This is a genomic window from Shewanella sediminis HAW-EB3 (assembly GCF_000018025.1).
Taxonomy (GTDB): Bacteria; Pseudomonadota; Gammaproteobacteria; order Enterobacterales; family Shewanellaceae; genus Shewanella; species Shewanella sediminis.
The window spans coordinates 2,890,470-2,906,101 of the sequence record NC_009831.1 but is presented as its reverse complement, the minus strand read 5'-3'; the positions used below and the strand labels follow the sequence as shown (position 1 = coordinate 2,906,101).

General features: G+C 40.1%; 11 protein-coding genes. 7 read left to right on the top strand and 4 right to left on the bottom strand.

Translation table 11 applies throughout. The annotated features are described in order from the left end of the window. Window positions 1-18 precede the first annotated feature (18 nt). Window positions 19-3,291 carry a DEAD/DEAH box helicase gene (locus SSED_RS12510; protein WP_012142731.1) on the top strand — a complete coding sequence of 1,091 codons (3,273 nt, stop codon included), beginning with the start codon at window positions 19-21 and terminating at the stop codon, window positions 3,289-3,291. A gap of 52 nt (window positions 3,292-3,343) precedes the next feature. Here SSED_RS12510 and SSED_RS12505 read toward each other — a convergent pair whose 3' ends face one another. Beyond that, window positions 3,344-4,030, bottom strand: coding sequence for a flagellin (locus SSED_RS12505; protein WP_012142730.1), 687 nt, complete (start codon window positions 4,028-4,030; stop codon window positions 3,344-3,346). A gap of 296 nt (window positions 4,031-4,326) precedes the next feature. Between SSED_RS12505 and SSED_RS12500 the strand changes: the two genes are divergently transcribed. Further along, window positions 4,327-5,091: a transporter substrate-binding domain-containing protein gene (locus tag SSED_RS12500; RefSeq protein WP_012142729.1), complete on the top strand. Its 765-nt coding sequence runs from the start codon at window positions 4,327-4,329 to the stop codon at window positions 5,089-5,091. A gap of 29 nt (window positions 5,092-5,120) precedes the next feature. Here SSED_RS12500 and SSED_RS12495 read toward each other — a convergent pair whose 3' ends face one another. Continuing rightward, complete coding sequence (locus SSED_RS12495; protein ID WP_012142728.1) at window positions 5,121-5,540, bottom strand: secondary thiamine-phosphate synthase enzyme YjbQ; 420 nt, start codon at window positions 5,538-5,540, stop codon at window positions 5,121-5,123. A 466-nt stretch (window positions 5,541-6,006) separates the two neighbouring features. On the opposite strand from SSED_RS12495, the gene SSED_RS12490 reads away from it, so the two are divergent. The 4 genes from SSED_RS12490 to SSED_RS25155 all read left to right on the top strand — a co-directional run bounded on the left by SSED_RS12490 (window position 6,007) and on the right by SSED_RS25155 (window position 9,924). After that, the gene (locus SSED_RS12490) at window positions 6,007-7,614 is read left to right on the top strand and encodes a hypothetical protein (RefSeq protein ID WP_012142727.1); all 1,608 of its coding nucleotides are present in this window, start codon (window positions 6,007-6,009) and stop codon (window positions 7,612-7,614) included. 70 nt (window positions 7,615-7,684) lie between these two features. Beyond that, a complete protein-coding gene (locus tag SSED_RS12485; protein ID WP_012142726.1) occupies window positions 7,685-8,416 on the top strand; it encodes a class I SAM-dependent methyltransferase in 732 nt (243 codons plus the stop codon). A 43-nt stretch (window positions 8,417-8,459) separates the two neighbouring features. Further along, on the top strand, window positions 8,460-9,401 hold the full coding sequence (locus tag SSED_RS12480; protein WP_012142725.1) for a glycosyltransferase family 2 protein: 942 nt from the start codon (window positions 8,460-8,462) through the stop codon (window positions 9,399-9,401). A gap of 151 nt (window positions 9,402-9,552) precedes the next feature. Then, on the top strand, window positions 9,553-9,924 hold the full coding sequence (locus tag SSED_RS25155; protein ID WP_041421672.1) for a GtrA family protein: 372 nt from the start codon (window positions 9,553-9,555) through the stop codon (window positions 9,922-9,924). A gap of 75 nt (window positions 9,925-9,999) precedes the next feature. Here SSED_RS25155 and SSED_RS12470 read toward each other — a convergent pair whose 3' ends face one another. Next, the gene (locus SSED_RS12470; protein WP_012142724.1) at window positions 10,000-11,241 is read right to left on the bottom strand and encodes a GGDEF domain-containing protein; all 1,242 of its coding nucleotides are present in this window, start codon (window positions 11,239-11,241) and stop codon (window positions 10,000-10,002) included. Window positions 11,242-11,452: 211 nt separating this feature from the next. Continuing rightward, the gene (locus SSED_RS12465; protein WP_223295999.1) at window positions 11,453-13,456 is read right to left on the bottom strand and encodes a sulfatase-like hydrolase/transferase; all 2,004 of its coding nucleotides are present in this window, start codon (window positions 13,454-13,456) and stop codon (window positions 11,453-11,455) included. 764 nt (window positions 13,457-14,220) lie between these two features. Between SSED_RS12465 and SSED_RS12455 the strand changes: the two genes are divergently transcribed. Then, the gene (locus SSED_RS12455) at window positions 14,221-15,630 is read left to right on the top strand and encodes a L,D-transpeptidase family protein (protein ID WP_223295915.1); all 1,410 of its coding nucleotides are present in this window, start codon (window positions 14,221-14,223) and stop codon (window positions 15,628-15,630) included. Window positions 15,631-15,632: the final 2 nt, after the last annotated feature.

The window sequence follows — 15,632 nt, the reverse complement described above, 5'->3', positions numbered from 1 at the left end:
TAGAGCAAGGCGATCTCATTGGTACAGCTAGAAGAGTATTTTAGTCAGTCTGCAATATTTCATGGTATGCAGCTGTTGTTGGCAGGGCTGTTAGTTAAGAGCGAACAATCAGGTTTGATTATTCGCGCCGAGTTTAAGTCCGACGACGTGAATGCAGCCAGTACTAAAAACAGTACTCAAAAGCCATCGAGTCGGGGGGCGGCCAGGAGCATTAGCTCTATCTATACAGCGCTCGATTGGTCGGCAGGTCCCGTTGTTGCATCGACCCACTCTCACTGCACTTGTCATAATGAAGAGGATAAGGCTTGTAAACATCTGGCCGCCATTGCAATCGAGCATGTCGCGAAACAACACCCGATAACTCCTTACGCCAGCGATAAAAAAAGACCCGATACGGCAAAAAGGCTGCTAAGGACAGAGCTAAATCAACGCTTCGATCCCTATCCCAATATGGCTCGTCACCGGATCATCTATCTCTTGTCAGATAACCAAGATGGATTACATCTGTCTGTACATAAAGGTTACCTGAGTAAAACCGGCATTTATTCGATTAAGAGCTCCCTGGGGTTAGACGTGTTCACGAAAAGTGTATTGCCTAAGTTTGTCACTCAGGCAGACAGATATTTACTTGATAAGCTATCTCTCTTGATTGAGCAGTGCAGTGAAAAGGAAAAAGGAAAACAACGAGACGCCGTTTCAGTCAACCTGAGCGAACTGACGGGGCTCGACTTTATTCGGCATCTGGTTTCGACTCAACGGTGTTTTTGGGAAAACTGTTCAAACCCGGCATTAAAAATTGAGCAACACTACCATCAAGATTTTCTGGATCCGGCACCATTTATTGAGATCGATGCAGCTAGCTACCTTGATCTTGCAAGCATGAGCCTGCTCCTCACCTCCGACCCTTTTTCGATGCCGGATATTAACCCCGATGCCGAGTTTGATTGGCAACCACAGTTGAGAGTTACCCGGCATCATGTGGAATACCCTTGGGATGATACGCATGCATTGTCACTGGACCTTGCTAACTTCTCGCTAGTTAATGGTGAGGTAGTTTACTCATTGAGTGAGGTTTTTGATTACGCTCAAGAAGTACCGCACTGTTTAAATTTAGCCGCAGAATGGAACATCCAACTGTCAGAACTGCCATTATTAACTTCGGTGTTTGAATCTCCCGTGTGGCAGGGATTCCCCCTTGGTTGTCGTCTGCTACCCAGTGTATTGAGTGAGCAGATGATAGCCCTCTACCGGTTATCGTTAGCGGGGTGGTGCATTGAATTTGATATGAAGAACCGATTCAGCATTGTAAAAGCTCAACGTTGGTACGGTGAAGTTGCTCAGGATTCTGGTAGTAAGAATTGGTTTGACCTCGAGATAGGTGTCGAAGTTAATGGCCAAAAAATCAATCTGTTGCCTTATCTTGTCAAAGCGATTCGCTTGGGGCTTGTCGAAAATATTGAAGATCAAGATACCATTTTAATGGAGCTCGATAGTGGCGAGCGACTCGCCTTACCTGTAGATAGAGTCAAACAGATATTAGCCGTACTGGTCGAATTATATGAAGCAAGGCCACTGTCTGATGACGAATTGCTGACACTTCCCATGCACCAGATGACAAGGCTCGCCGAGCTATCTTCACCGATAAAGAGCCAGCAGAAACAGTGGCATTGGCAGGGGAGCACCTGGTTAAATAATAAAGCACAGCAGCTTTACTCATATTTAGATAGTCAGGATCACAATGATTTTTTTGTGTCTCAACCCGTTGGTTTAAATGCCAAATTGAGAGAGTATCAACAGCAAGGTTTGAATTGGTTACAGTTTTTGCAAAACCAGTCTTTCGCCGGGATCCTGGCCGATGATATGGGGCTTGGAAAGACCATTCAGACTCTGGCGAGCATTTTACTCGATAAAGAGTCCGGACGACTAACTAAGCCTTGTTTAGTGGTTGCTCCGACGAGTTTATTAGCAAATTGGTTGCATGAGGCGCAGACATTTACTCCAACGCTTAATGCACTCCTGTGGTCGGGTCCCAGACGTCACAAGCTGGAGTCACAAGTTGAATCGACCGACCTATTAATAACAAGTTACGGTACCCTACAGCAGGACTCACAATTTTGGGCCGATAAACACTTTCATCTGATTGTTTTGGATGAAGCACAAACCATTAAGAATGTTCGTAGTCGTATTGCCAAGGTGGTGGCGAGTTTATCGTCCACGCACAAACTGTGCTTAACGGGAACGCCACTGGAAAACCATTTAGGCGAATTGTGGTCCCTGTTCAATTTTTTGATGCCAGGTTTTTTGGGAACCTATGCGCAGTTTCAGCGTTTGTATCAATTCCCGATAGAAAAAGATCAAGATGATGAAAGGCGTCTAGCTTTAGTTAAGAGGATCAGTCCTTTTATGCTACGCCGAATGAAGTCGGATGTAGCGACCGAACTGCCAGAAAAAACAATAATTAATGAGTATATTAGTTTAACTCAGGAGCAGGGCGATCTTTACGAAACCATTCGTTTGACTATGTCCGAAGAGGTGCAGAAAGCGGTGATGCTGTCAGGCATTAAGCGAAACCGTCTGGCGATAAGTAATGCGTTACTGAAACTCAGGCAGGTATGTTGTCACCCTCAACTATTAAAACTCAGTCATAGTCATATTAGTCAGACAGAAGGTGTTACAGCATCGAATGATGAGAGTTTTCAGAGTGACGATGTGACTTCGTTTACTCAGGAAAGTGTCGAACAGGGGCTAACCGAATTTGCCACCGGCTCCGGTAAACTCAATTGGTTGGCAGATAAACTTCCCTCCATGCTTGCAGAAGGGCGCCGAATTCTTATTTTTTCCTCTTTTACCAGCATGTTAACCTTGATAGGTGAACTGTTGGAACAATTAGCCGTCACTTATGTGGAATTGACAGGTAAGAGCCGAGACCGTGCAAGTTTAGTCAAACGTTTTCAGCAACATGAAGTCCCCGTTTTCTTAATCAGTTTAAAGGCCGGCGGTGCTGGATTGAACCTTACCGCGGCCGATGTCGTTATTCACATGGATCCGTGGTGGAACCCGGCTGCAGAGCAGCAAGCGAGTGACCGAGCGCATCGTATAGGGCAAGATAAATCTGTATTTGTCTATAAGTTGATCTGTAAAGATACGGTGGAGGAGCGCATTCAGTTGTTACAGGAGTCTAAGCAGAGCCTTGCGCAGAGTATCTATCAGCAAGAGGGCGCAAGCGTGACTGAGATGAGTGGAGATGATTGGCTCGAACTGCTTAAACCAATCACCATAGATGAATCATAGTTCTGAAGTGTAATTTTCTTTAAGAGATATCGGCCTCGGGTCAATATCGCTCTCAGACAAACTGGTTAAAGAGTAAACCTTTGCGTTCCTCTTCATCTTTCTTTGTTAACACGGCAATTTTAAGTTGTAGCTCGGCTTTAATTTGCTCTGAAGATGTTTCTGCATAATCGGTATCTTGAATACGGGAGCGGGCTTCTGATGTATTAATGCTACTCACTTGATAGTTATTGATGCGGCTATCTAAGCCATTGCTTTGAGCGCCAATATCGCTGGCAGTTTGATCTATGGTGGCACTGGCGTCCGATACTATTGTCTGAGAAGCTGAAGGGTCTGAGGCGTCGAGGCCAGAAATAAAATTGGCCTGTCCCAGTGCGCTCTCTGCGATAACGTTGATCTCCTCCGTCAGTTGATCCAGTTCAGCCTGAATTGCACCGCTGTCATTGAGCGGGTTTCCGGCCTGTATCGATAATTCATTTGCTCGCTGCAGGCTATCCGTAATAGATGAAAGCTGACCAGCCTGCGTATTATAGATGCTCTGTTGATCTCTGGCATTCGTTGCACGTTGATCCGATGCGTTAATACTGGAAGTTAATCGATTAGCTATCTGCAAGCCTGCGGGATCATCGGAAGCTCTGTTAATCTTAAGGCCCGAGCTGAGCTTTTCGGCTTCCTCCTCTCGTTTTTTCTCGAAGCGATCTATGTAGCTTAGTGTTGATGATTCAGTGCCTGGTAGCTTCATGTCAGCCTCATAGAATTTAGGAGTTACTTAATTATCTAACCTGGCTGGATAAAAAACAAACACTGCAAACTGCATATTTAGAGTGAATTGATGTAAAGAAATGACTGATAGAAGAAAGGGGACTAAGTGAACCTTGTAAGAATGACATTATTTATAGATATAAAGAGGTGAACTAAGTGAATCCATTTATAATTATTCACGATGCTCCGGAATATGCAGATAGTCTCAGGTCACCTTTTATGGCGTATCTCTGACTGAGGGAGAGGTCAGTAGTCTTGATTAATGAAGGGGGAACAATGTCAAAAATTCCTTTGATGATTGTCATTTATACCTGTTTTGCTATCTCTACTGCACAAGTACGGGCCGACTCACGAGTCATTACGCTATGGAATTACTATCTTTCACCTCCTTTCCAAATCTCCGGGGATGAAGGTCTTGCTTTTGATTTTGTTAATCTGTTGAACGATGAATTTAGAGGCAGATTTGTATTCAGGTTGGATTCACTTCCAAGAGCCAGATTGAATAAGTATTTAGCAGAACAAAAACAAGGGCTTGTTCTCTTTGTTAATTGGCGGTGGATGGGAGATGGTGCAGAGGCTAATTATTTGTGGACGCCCCCGTTGTGGCAAGATAGAAATGAAGTTATCTCCTCAATAGAAAATAAAGTCGTATTTGACGGACCTGAATCATTAAAGGGCCTGACGCTAGTCGCCGTCAGGGGCAGAAAGTATAAGTCACTCGAACCACTCTTTGCGAGAAGTGAGATCACACGTTTCAATGTAAACAGGGAGGAACAGGCACTGGCTTTGTTACTTAAAAGTCGTGGAGATCTAACAATTCAACCCAGAAGTGTAGTTATGTTTTTGCTTAATGAATTGAATTTACAAAATAAAATTTACTTGTCACCAACTCCATTCTTCTCTTTTACCAGGCATATCATGCTGACACCGGGTCTTATTGAGCTTCATCCGGAATTGTCTGAGTTTGTTCTTCAACTAGATACCAATGTCAGATGGCAAAATATTTTACAGAAATATGATTTAGTGGAAGAAACCGAATAAGCAGTTTTACTTTCCACTCAGGTTTTCAATTATTCGCCCTGTATCGTCACAACAACTCTTCGACTACCGGCCCTGTCTCTGGGCTCACATAGATATATCCCTTGCCAGGTCCCAAGGTTTAACTTGCCATTGGTGATTGGCAGAGTGAGTTCACAGCCAAGCAGTGATGATTTAAGGTGGGCTGGCATGTCATCCGGACCTTCATAGGTATGTGTGTAATAGTGCTCATTTTCAGGCGCCAATCGATTGAAGAATCGCTCGAAATCCTCTCTGACACTTGGATCTGCATTCTCGTTTAAGGTCAGTGCGGCTGAGGTATGCTGAAGCAGAATATGAACCAGCCCAACGCTTAGCTGGTTAATCTCAGGTATAGCATCACAAATTTCATCGCTAATAAGGTAAAAACCTCGTCGTCTTGCTTTGAGGCTGACTTCTTTTTGGAACCACATAGAGTCATATATCTCGATTGATTGTTAATGATTGATAATTTGCCGTATTAGCCTCTAGATTGCAAAGGCTTTGTTAAGTATATATTTTACTAAATACTCGACTGTTTTTTTTGACCGGTCCAAGAAGTAATGCTGGATTTTTAGGAGGGAGGGCATCTGCGAAATCTGTTTGTGGAAGATCTCTATAATTTCGAATCGGCTATATGGAAATAGAATAATGATGATAACACCTCGAATCTGGGGCCAAATTTAGTGTGCCACTACAGCTACTACAGCCACTACAGCCACTATGTACCTATGTACCTATGTAGCAATTGGTTAGCCCAAAACTAAGCTTGCGAGATATGATGCCCAAGTGAGGGGGCCATAAATTGTAGATAATTCATTGTAAATTGGCTAAAAAACAATTCCATGACTATGCTGAAATGAGTGCCTATGGATATGATGTTCGAAAGGAAAATTGTTAATGTTACAACACCTTTACCGCTTTGCTTTGTTGCTATTGAAGTATGTTCTGCCCTTGGTCTGTATAGTTCAATTTCTTATGATCACCATATTACTGCCATTGAATGGTGATATTGGATGGCTGTTTCATGCAACTCAAGAGTGGCTACAGGGCAAAAGGCTCTATATAGACATCATTGAAGTCAACCCGCCGATGGTATTTTTAGTCATGGCACCTGCGGTTTTGTTGTCAAAGGGATTGGGTCTATCAGCCGCCTTAACTACAAAAGTGTACCTTGTGGCTATTTCTGCAGCAGCAACATTCTTATATCTTCGTATTATGCGAAAAATTTTACCTCAAACCATATTCTCCTATGTATTTATTTCCGCAAGTATAATAATTATATTTGTTATGCCTGAATATGATTTTGGACAACGAGACTATTTGGCGATTGTATTCCTGTTACCTTACTTAATTAGTCGGTTCCATGAATCTCATGGAGGGGGGCAATTGACCGGTGGTAAATTCTATGAGGCGGTTATAATTGGTTTCATTGGTGGTATAGGTGTTTGCTTTAAACCTTATTTCATTATTTTTCCTGTCGTGGGGGAATTATGGCTTTTCATGCAATGCAACCGCCGCTTTGCTACTGTACCGGTTCAGATGGCAAGTATGTTTGCAGTCATAGGCGCATTTTGTTGCTCTGTGTTGCTGTTTTTTCCTAGCTATTTGACTAAGATTATTCCACTCGGAATCGCAACCTATTGGACTTATGGTCATCCATTAAAAGATTTTAACCTTCCTTATTTTTTAATATTGTTATTGGGGCTTGTATTTGCTACTTATCATATCAACATTGAAATACACCGTAGGCTCACACAGTATGTAAGCGTGTTAACATTTTCAGCACTTATCTCCTTTTTAGTGCAATCGCACTATAGCTATCAATTAATCCCCTTTAAAGTTTTACTCTTCATAAATTTTGTTCTAGTTATTAGTTTGTTTTTAATCGAGCGTCCTCAGCTTAAGTCGTTTTCCTCGGTTACGGGCTCACTTATGGCGGTTTGGATCGTTTTTGTTACTGGAGGTCTGATTTACAGAAAAGCGGATGTTGCTCAATATGTGATCACAAAATCAGAACTCCCTAGCTTTAATATTCTGGGTTACAGCTACTTGTCCGATGCGGTTGATGTGATCAATGAAAACTTTGCTGGGCAGCCCATCTATGTATTTTCAACTAACGTATGGCCCTCGAGTTTTATTACCACCTACACCAAAAGCCATTGGGTATCGGCTTTTCCTGCCCTGTGGCCTTTACCTGCAATTGAGTTTTATGAAAGCCACTCGTATATGTTGCAAGAAAAAAAGAGAATGCAAATCCTAGCGGTGAAAACTGACGTTATAAATAGATTGACGATGGAGTTGTCGCTAAATAAACCAGTGGCAATAATTGTTGACACAAGCATATCGCCAAGTTATTTTCCAGCAGGGTTTAGGTATTCTGACTTTATTGTAAGGAATGATGAATTGGAGACTTTGTTTAGAAATTACAAACTATCAACGTTGAAGTTGAAGTTTTTTGAAAATAAAACCTATGATGTGTATGTTATTAATGAATATCATATTTAGTTTAAATTGTGTTCATTTCTGTTTTTTCTGTTTCTTTTGGTTAAAAACATCTGTTTAAAAAGGAGTAGTAATGGAGGAACGTGCATACTATGAAATGGCAAAACTGCAGGATGAGCATTGGTGGTTTAAAGGTCGCAGGGACATAATAGAACTATACTTATCCAAGCTTAATCTGCCAAAAAATATAGACATTCTCGAAGTAGGTTGTGGAACCGGTGGGAATTTAAAAATGCTCAGTAAGTATGGAAACCTAAGAGCGTTTGAGTTAAATGATTTTTCAAGAAAATATGCTAGTTCGATTAGTGGTATATGTGTTGAAAACGGTTGGTTGCCAAACAATATTCCAGTTCAAAATAGTCGATTTAATTTAATCTGTATGTTTGATGTGTTAGAGCATATCGAAAATGATAGGAATTCAATAGCGATATTGAAGGAATATTTATCTGTTGAAGGTAAACTAGTCTTGACAGTTCCGGCTTTTAAGTTCCTGTTTGGCAAGCATGATTCAAAAATGCATCACTTTAGACGTTATGATGAAGATGGATTATCTTTATTAATGCAACAGGGAGGGTTTGAGGTTGAATATATTTCATATTTTAATACATATCTATTCCCTCTAGCCATTATTTCAAGATTGATGGATTTTTTTAGTAAGGCTGATGACTCACTTGGAAGTAAAAAACCTCACAGGTGCTTGAATTCTGTTTTATATAGAATATTTAGGTCGGAGCTTAATGTATTAGAAAATAAAAAAATGCCATTTGGGCTATCAATTATCTGCGTTGGAACGGTTAAGCAGTAGTTATAAGTTCCTTAGGTATTGGGACGATTTAATAGGAGACTAAATGCAAAAAATAAGCTTTATAGCCCCATGTTATAACGAAGAAGAAAATATTTCCGAGTTTTACAAAAGGGTTAAGTCAGTGGCCAGAGAGTTTGATGATTTTGAGTTTGAGTTTGTTATCGTTAACGATGGAAGTCATGACGAGAGTGAAACGATTCTGGATAAGTTGGCAGACATAGAACCTAGATTAGTGGTTATTCATCTTGCACAAAATATGGGACATCAAACGGCACTTTTTGCAGGGATTGAAGCAGCAGATGGTGATATTAATATAACGTTGGATATCGACCTTCAAGACCCTCCTGAGATGCTAGCAAAATTTTTAGAGAAAATAGAGCAAGGATATGAAATAGTCCATGCTCAAAGGAGTGTCCGAAACGGGGAAACAGTATTCAAAATATTAACCGCGAAATTTTTTTATAAGTTTATAAAACTGGTATCAAAGCTCGATTTGATAGACAATAGTGGCGATTTTCGTGCATTTACAAAGCCAGTGAGGATCATTATTTCCCAGTTTAGAGAGAAACACAAATTTCTCCGTGGGCTATTTGTTCTGGTAGGGTTTGCACAAACTAGTATAAAGTACGAGCGCCATGAAAGGTTGGCTGGTGAGACTAAATACACCTTAGCTAAAATGATAAGGTTGGCTGTTGATGCGACACTAAATTTTTCGCATTTTCCTATACACCTGATGTTTGTGGTTTCAAGTTTAATGTGGTCACTTAGTCTTCTATATTTATTCGCGGCTGTCTTAGCAAAGTTTGTGTTCGGAACTGCTATTCAAGGTTGGACATCAATTGTTTTCCTTCAGGTTTTTTTTGCTGGAGTTCTACTATTTTTTATTGCCTTGTTAGGGGCTTATATTGGACGTATTTATGAGCAGGGGCAGGATCGGCCATTGTATTGGATAAGAAAAGTAAGGAACTATAAGGGAGATAAATAGCTTTACCTGTTGTTGGGAAAATAGTTTTAGCTATGGTGTAAAAGTATTTGAATTCGTTTTTCTGTTAAGAAAAGCAGTATCTATGGTCGTCGTAACATATAACAATTTATTAGATATGGTTAGCGATGCATAAGAAAAGTGGTGAATTTTAATGAGGAAGATATTACTAGAGGGGAGCAGGTTTTTTTGGGCGGGAGTACTAACTACTGTCATCTATTTTGGGATAGCAATGTTTTTGATTGATGTCATCGGTTTTAACCTAGGATTTAGCACTATTATAGCCTTTAGTATTTGTCTCGTTATCTCCTATGTTTTACATTCTGGATGGAGCTTTAAGGTAGAATATAGTTTGAATCGGTTCATTCGTTTCACTTTAGCTGCGATACTAAATTTGGCAGTTTTGCTGGGGATCAGCGTTCTTGCTGAATCACTTCATATCTCTAACCTGAAGAGTGTTTTACTTACATGCACCCTTATTCCACTAGCTAGTTATTTGCTAAATAAGATATGGGTTTTCAGGTAAACATATTAAGACAGAGTAGATGCTGTTAATCTAACGACCGACACGTTTTCCCATCAATTTTGTCTATAGCTTGCTCTAAGCAAATCTCAAGTTTGTTACTCTGTTTCGACCACCGTTCTTAGCTCGATATAATGCTTTGTCAGCCGCTTTCATAACATTTTCCGGTATGGTTTCCGAGACGCTATCCGCTACACCTATGCTGATGGTGATATTTACAGATTCATTATTGGCTTTTTCCATTTCAGCTTTGAGACCTACGCCCATTACCGGACGAGAGGTGTGGTCGCGGATCTTAAGGTCATATTCTGCGACTCTGGTTCTTAGGCTATTGAGGTATGGCATACATTGATTAGCATTTTTGCCCTTGAATATAATGGTGAACTCCTCACCGCCGTAGCGAAAAATCCTACCCCTTCCCTTATTTTGATTCATTAATTGTGCGACCAAACGCAGTACTTCATCTCCTGTTCTGTGGCCAAATGTGTCATTGAAATGTTTGAAGTGATCGATATCTATCATGGCTATAGTGTATAAGCCGGATAGATGCTTTATCTCAATTTCGAGGGAGCGTCGCCCCGGTACCTCTGTTAATTGATCAATAAAAGCAAGTTCGTGGCTCGAATTAATAATCGATATTAGTAATAGTATTGCAGCCATTGAGGCGGTCAAGGCAGGCATCAGGGCTTGATTAAATGATAAAAACATAACGCTTGTAAATAGCAGAGTGATATAGACAGCTTGATCTGAGTTGTGACCTCTGAATAAGAGTATCAGGGCGCTGAAAATCGTTATAAAGAAAGATAATAATATGATAATTAAGGGGGAAGGTGATAATGTTGGTAATGGTTTTAGAAATGATTGCCACAACCAGTTAACATCAGTTGCCGATAGATTTTGCATTAGAATAGATAACCAGACTAGCTGTAACAGGATAAAAAGTGAAAAAGTGATCCCAAACCTGGAGAGTATTCGCTTATCCGGTAAAGCATGGATTAAAAGTAAGTTTATCGGTAATAGAGTCGCTAATAATACAAATATGACTCTGTTCATATCTTCCAGCGGCACGATCAACGAATTTTGGATTACATAGTAACTGAGTATCATTAATAGTGAAACTAAACCTGTACTGCCCTGGTTGAATGGCTGACTCAAGAGAATAACCAGTGCAAATAGTATATAGGGAACGACATTAACCAACTCATGATAAGAGGCCAGCAGAGTAAATATCTGTTCCTGTGATAGACACAGTTGAATAGCTAGGGCTAACGGGAATCCAATTTGGAAGAGTGAACTTCTAAATAAATTGTAAAGTGACATAGGTAAGTCCTTTGAATATACTCACAAAAATCCTTTAATGTGGTCTGCTAACATCATTTTATTTAGAGCATATTGTATGATATTGGCAATTTTAGGTTTCGTAGACTGTAAAAAGGATAGTCGATAAATGGCATATATTTATTTTTATTTCGATTTAAACTGTTTTCCTTTTGAAATTATCAAATGAAAGTCGATAGATAATTGTTAAGTTTTAATCAAAGGACTTGTTACTGCTAGGTAGCAATGGTTGTGAGTTTACTATTTTGTTTGAGCATTTATCATTAGGGTCAAAGCCCTGATCGTCTCGGTAGTGTTCACACAAACTCGTCAGCATTTTTTGCCAAGGAGCTGTACCCTGGTAGTTAGTTATTAAACTCCAGGTTTTCATTTTTGTATCAACCAGAATCAGTTCTTCAAAATCCGGTAACATGGCAAGTTGCCAGTGTTTATAATAGATAGATCGTTGCTTCTCACCTATTAATTTATTGTGAAATTGCGGTAACATGACTATTCGCCCATTGTCTCTGACTTCATATTTTGACGCGGTTTCAGATAGGACTTTTTTATCATCGATGAAACTCGCGTTGATCGATTTTACAGGCCGAGATGATTCCACGAACACCTCCCTTTCAGTTATATCGGTAATTTTTGATACCCTGTCCTTTGGAAGTACAATGCCATCAAAGATTTTATCTGAACCTTCTAAACTTAAATTAAGTTCGCTAAACAAACTCGGGGCGATGTCGATTAGTGAAAAAATACCAGATACCATTTGAGGCTTAGATTGAGACCCCGGGGGAAATTTTCTATATGCCATGAGTACGTTTGACTGTTCCTGGCTGAGAATATTAGTGCCATGACCCCATGCATTGACATTTAATTTACCAATATTATTGTCAGTTTTTTGTAGGGTGTCTTGTCCTAACATGAACCCTTCACCATGATCTGATATCAGATAAACAATGGCATTTTCTAAGAAACCACGATTCTTGAGGTCATCCATAAAATGATGAAATTGCTCATCTACCTTAGATAGTAAGGCTTGGTACATAAAATGGTTATAATTGCCTTTCCATTTGGCGCTATCCATATCGATAAAGTCTTTTGAGGTATATGGCCAGTGCAGTTGACAAAAGTGAACTGCTAAAAAATTTGGCTGACTGGTTGATAAACTACCGCTCACAGTTTGGTTAAACAATATTGGATCATAGCCCTTTCCGTAGGCACGGTTCATATAAAGGTACGGGAACAATACCTCTGAGAGGGGAAGCTTGATAAAGAGGTTAATTAAAGGGATATCTGCAATATTAGTAATTATGGCATCGGCGGCTCCAATTTTAGGTCCTATAACCTGTTCGAAACCATACTTTTCATCTATTTGATTGAAACGTCTCTCATCCATTGCATAGGTTGTCATGTAACCTTGCTGTTTCAACTCTCTGACTAAGGGGAACTCTGTTTGCACCAGCTCGGGTGGCGCTAAATTAAACCTTGCACCATGATTTATCGGGTATTGCCCCGAAAGTAAGCTCATCCACGCAACATAGGTTCTACCTTGAGGAGTATATGTTTCATCAAAAATACTTGCACGGGAAAGAAATTTGTCAATATTAGGGGTGAAGTGATTATCCGGGTTTCGATAACCCAGGTGATCCGGTCTCAGAGCATCTATGCCAATAATAAACACATTTGGATTTGTCTTATCTGTAGGTTCATATGGCTCAGCAACATTAATTGTCGAGATAAAGCCTAGTGTAAAAGTAGTTACAACGAGGCTAATGGTGGCGACTCTGCCGATATAGTTGTAGAGCCCCCATAAAAATTGACTCATGAGTAAACAGCCAAGGACAGTTAAACCTAAGGGGGAAGCTAAAGGAGTATCTCTTAGAAAACCCAGTACAGAAGTTGGAAACAGGTAAGCATTAGCGGCTAATACAAAAGTGATATGAGACAAGGTGATAATGAGCCAGATTTGAGTTCTGATCCCTTCATGTTGAGTTAATCTAAACCAATGTTTACAAGAAATGGTTATGATGAGAGACCAGATAAAGTGAAGGAGTATTACTAAAATAATAAACTGCGATAAATCAATAAGTAATCCATGACTTAGGAGGTCAGATTTACTTACATGAGTCATAGTTGTAGAGATTGAAAATGAAGAGTTGAATTGCAGAAGTTGCCTGAAGTTATTGAGTAAGACCAATGAAAGTAACATCAAGGCGTTAGTTCGCCAGAATGTTCTCAGCATAGATACCTCGCCTGACCCTTCAGGTGTACTATCCATCATAAAATCCCTTAAATTCAATTTTGCAGTTATAAGCTTTTTATTAGATTCTAATTGTTATTTTTTGCACTCTTTTTATCTTTAATTAGTAGATATTTATTATTGTCCTCAAGAGCACTGTAGACATCAGAAGCTGGCCAGTCTCCCAAAATGAGGTACCGCTCAGCGAAGCTCGAACCAGTCGGACTGTCTGTCGTTATTGACAATCTGGACTCGTAAACCTGCCATGCGGGGATGATGTTGATCCCCATTAAAAATATAATAATGACAGATAAGCTTACCTGTACTTTCAAGCTTCTTCCTAAGTTCATCGAAACTACTCATCCTCATCGATACCCGAACACGTGTGATGGCTAAATTTCACTTTCACTTTTATAAAAGTATAGTTGGCTTTGACTTTGTTAGTAAAAAAGTAAGATCAGTTTTTAAATCATTCAAAATGAAAATTTGTCCATAGTAAATTTTTGTACTAAACGTTATAGGGATGATTTGACGATAAATTTTAAGGTTAGAAGATTAGGAATAGATGCACAAGAGAAGGTACCCCCCGATATTTTATGATTGGTTTACAGGTATATATCTATATTTTGAAGTATTAAACCTATCTTTTTATGTTGAACAGTAAGAATTTTTTCTGATAAGGCACTAGGTATATGAGATTTGGTTCATCGTTATTCATATCTATTGCAGTGGTTATGATGTTTGTATGTGATCTGTCAGAGGCAAAGCCTTTGAGCGACGAACATATGATGGCAGAAATGTATGAGCGGGCTGCCGATGAGCTTCTATGGTTTGATCGAAGAGGCGTCAGTTTAAATGGAATGACCCTTATAAGTTTACTCGATGATCTTGGTGTCGAAGTCAATATCCCCCAACCTATCAAAACGACTAAACACCGTAAACAAGCAGATACTAGCTACACAAAAGCGTTACTGACCGTTATCGAAAGGATGTCAGAGTCGAGTCATAAAGAGCTATCTGTGGAGCAAACTAAACTGCTACAAGCGATCAAGCGTGACCGTTTATCTGAATTCATCGGTACTATTTTGCCCTCTTTTGATGAGATTTACCGACTCAGAAACATGATTGGTGAATATAAGAAGAAGGTCAATGTAAAGTGGCCCACCATGAGTCAATACGAGTTCAGGTTGGGACAAAGTTCAAATGAGGTTAAACAGCTTAGGTGGATGCTCACACAGCTTGGCGATCTGGAGCATAGTGAACTGACCCGTTACCGAGAGGCCATTTATGATCCTATGGTCATCGATGGAATTAAGTCTTTTCAACTGCGCCATGGCTTAAACGTCAATGGCAACCTCGATAAATACACTGTGGAAGCAATAAATGTCACTCCTTTGCAACGAGTTGAACAGATGCAACGTAATCTCTGGCGCTGGATAACACTATCCACCCCAAACGCTGAAAAGCTGGTTTGGATAAACATACCCGGCTATCAATTGAGCATCTTCGAACAGGGAAGTGTAACGTTACAGATGAAAGTCATTATTGGTAAACCGAGTTCACCAACACCAATACTATCTACTTATCTGACTAAATTGACGATTAACCCATCATGGAGACCACCAGCTAGCATAATAAAAAGTGAGTTATTACCTCTTAACGCAGCAGAGCCTGGATATCTTAATCACAAACAGTTTGAACTGCATGGTGTAGGTTTGAACAAAAAACACGTTATTAAACTAGGTGACGTAGACTCAAAGCAACTCCCGACTCTACTGAGGCAATATAGGTTGGTGCAAGCACCGGGTGAAGATAATGCCTTAGGTAAGATGCGGTTTACTATTGTTAACCGTCACTCGATATATCTTCATGACACGCCTGCAAAACAGTTGTTTAAACGCAATGTGAGGGCATTGAGTCATGGTTGTATTCGACTGGAAAAACCTATCGCACTTTCCAGTTATTTAGTGGAAACAGATGAGAGAGCAAGAGAGTTACAAAAGGCTGTAGGAGGAAGTGGTACTCGGCATTTTTCACTATCAAGCCCAATTCCGGTGTATATCACTTATCACACCTCTTGGGTCGATGCTGCAGGTAAGCTTCAAGTCAGACCCGACATCTATAACTTAGATATGGAGATATAAAC

Excerpts from the sequence above, each read along its gene's own strand:
- SSED_RS12505 (WP_012142730.1), bottom strand. The coding sequence starts at position 4,030 with ATGAAGCTACCAGGCACTGAATCATCAACACTAAGCTACATAGATCGC.
- SSED_RS12500 (WP_012142729.1), top strand. The coding sequence starts at position 4,327 with ATGTCAAAAATTCCTTTGATGATTGTCATTTATACCTGTTTTGCTATC.
- SSED_RS12495 (WP_012142728.1), bottom strand. The coding sequence starts at position 5,540 with ATGTGGTTCCAAAAAGAAGTCAGCCTCAAAGCAAGACGACGAGGTTTT.
- SSED_RS12490 (WP_012142727.1), top strand. The coding sequence starts at position 6,007 with ATGTTACAACACCTTTACCGCTTTGCTTTGTTGCTATTGAAGTATGTT.
- SSED_RS12485 (WP_012142726.1), top strand. The coding sequence starts at position 7,685 with ATGGAGGAACGTGCATACTATGAAATGGCAAAACTGCAGGATGAGCAT.
- SSED_RS12480 (WP_012142725.1), top strand. The coding sequence starts at position 8,460 with ATGCAAAAAATAAGCTTTATAGCCCCATGTTATAACGAAGAAGAAAAT.
- SSED_RS25155 (WP_041421672.1), top strand. The coding sequence starts at position 9,553 with ATGAGGAAGATATTACTAGAGGGGAGCAGGTTTTTTTGGGCGGGAGTA.
- SSED_RS12470 (WP_012142724.1), bottom strand. The coding sequence starts at position 11,241 with ATGTCACTTTACAATTTATTTAGAAGTTCACTCTTCCAAATTGGATTC.
- SSED_RS12465 (WP_223295999.1), bottom strand. The coding sequence starts at position 13,456 with ATGTTACTTTCATTGGTCTTACTCAATAACTTCAGGCAACTTCTGCAA.
- SSED_RS12455 (WP_223295915.1), top strand. The coding sequence starts at position 14,221 with ATGATGTTTGTATGTGATCTGTCAGAGGCAAAGCCTTTGAGCGACGAA.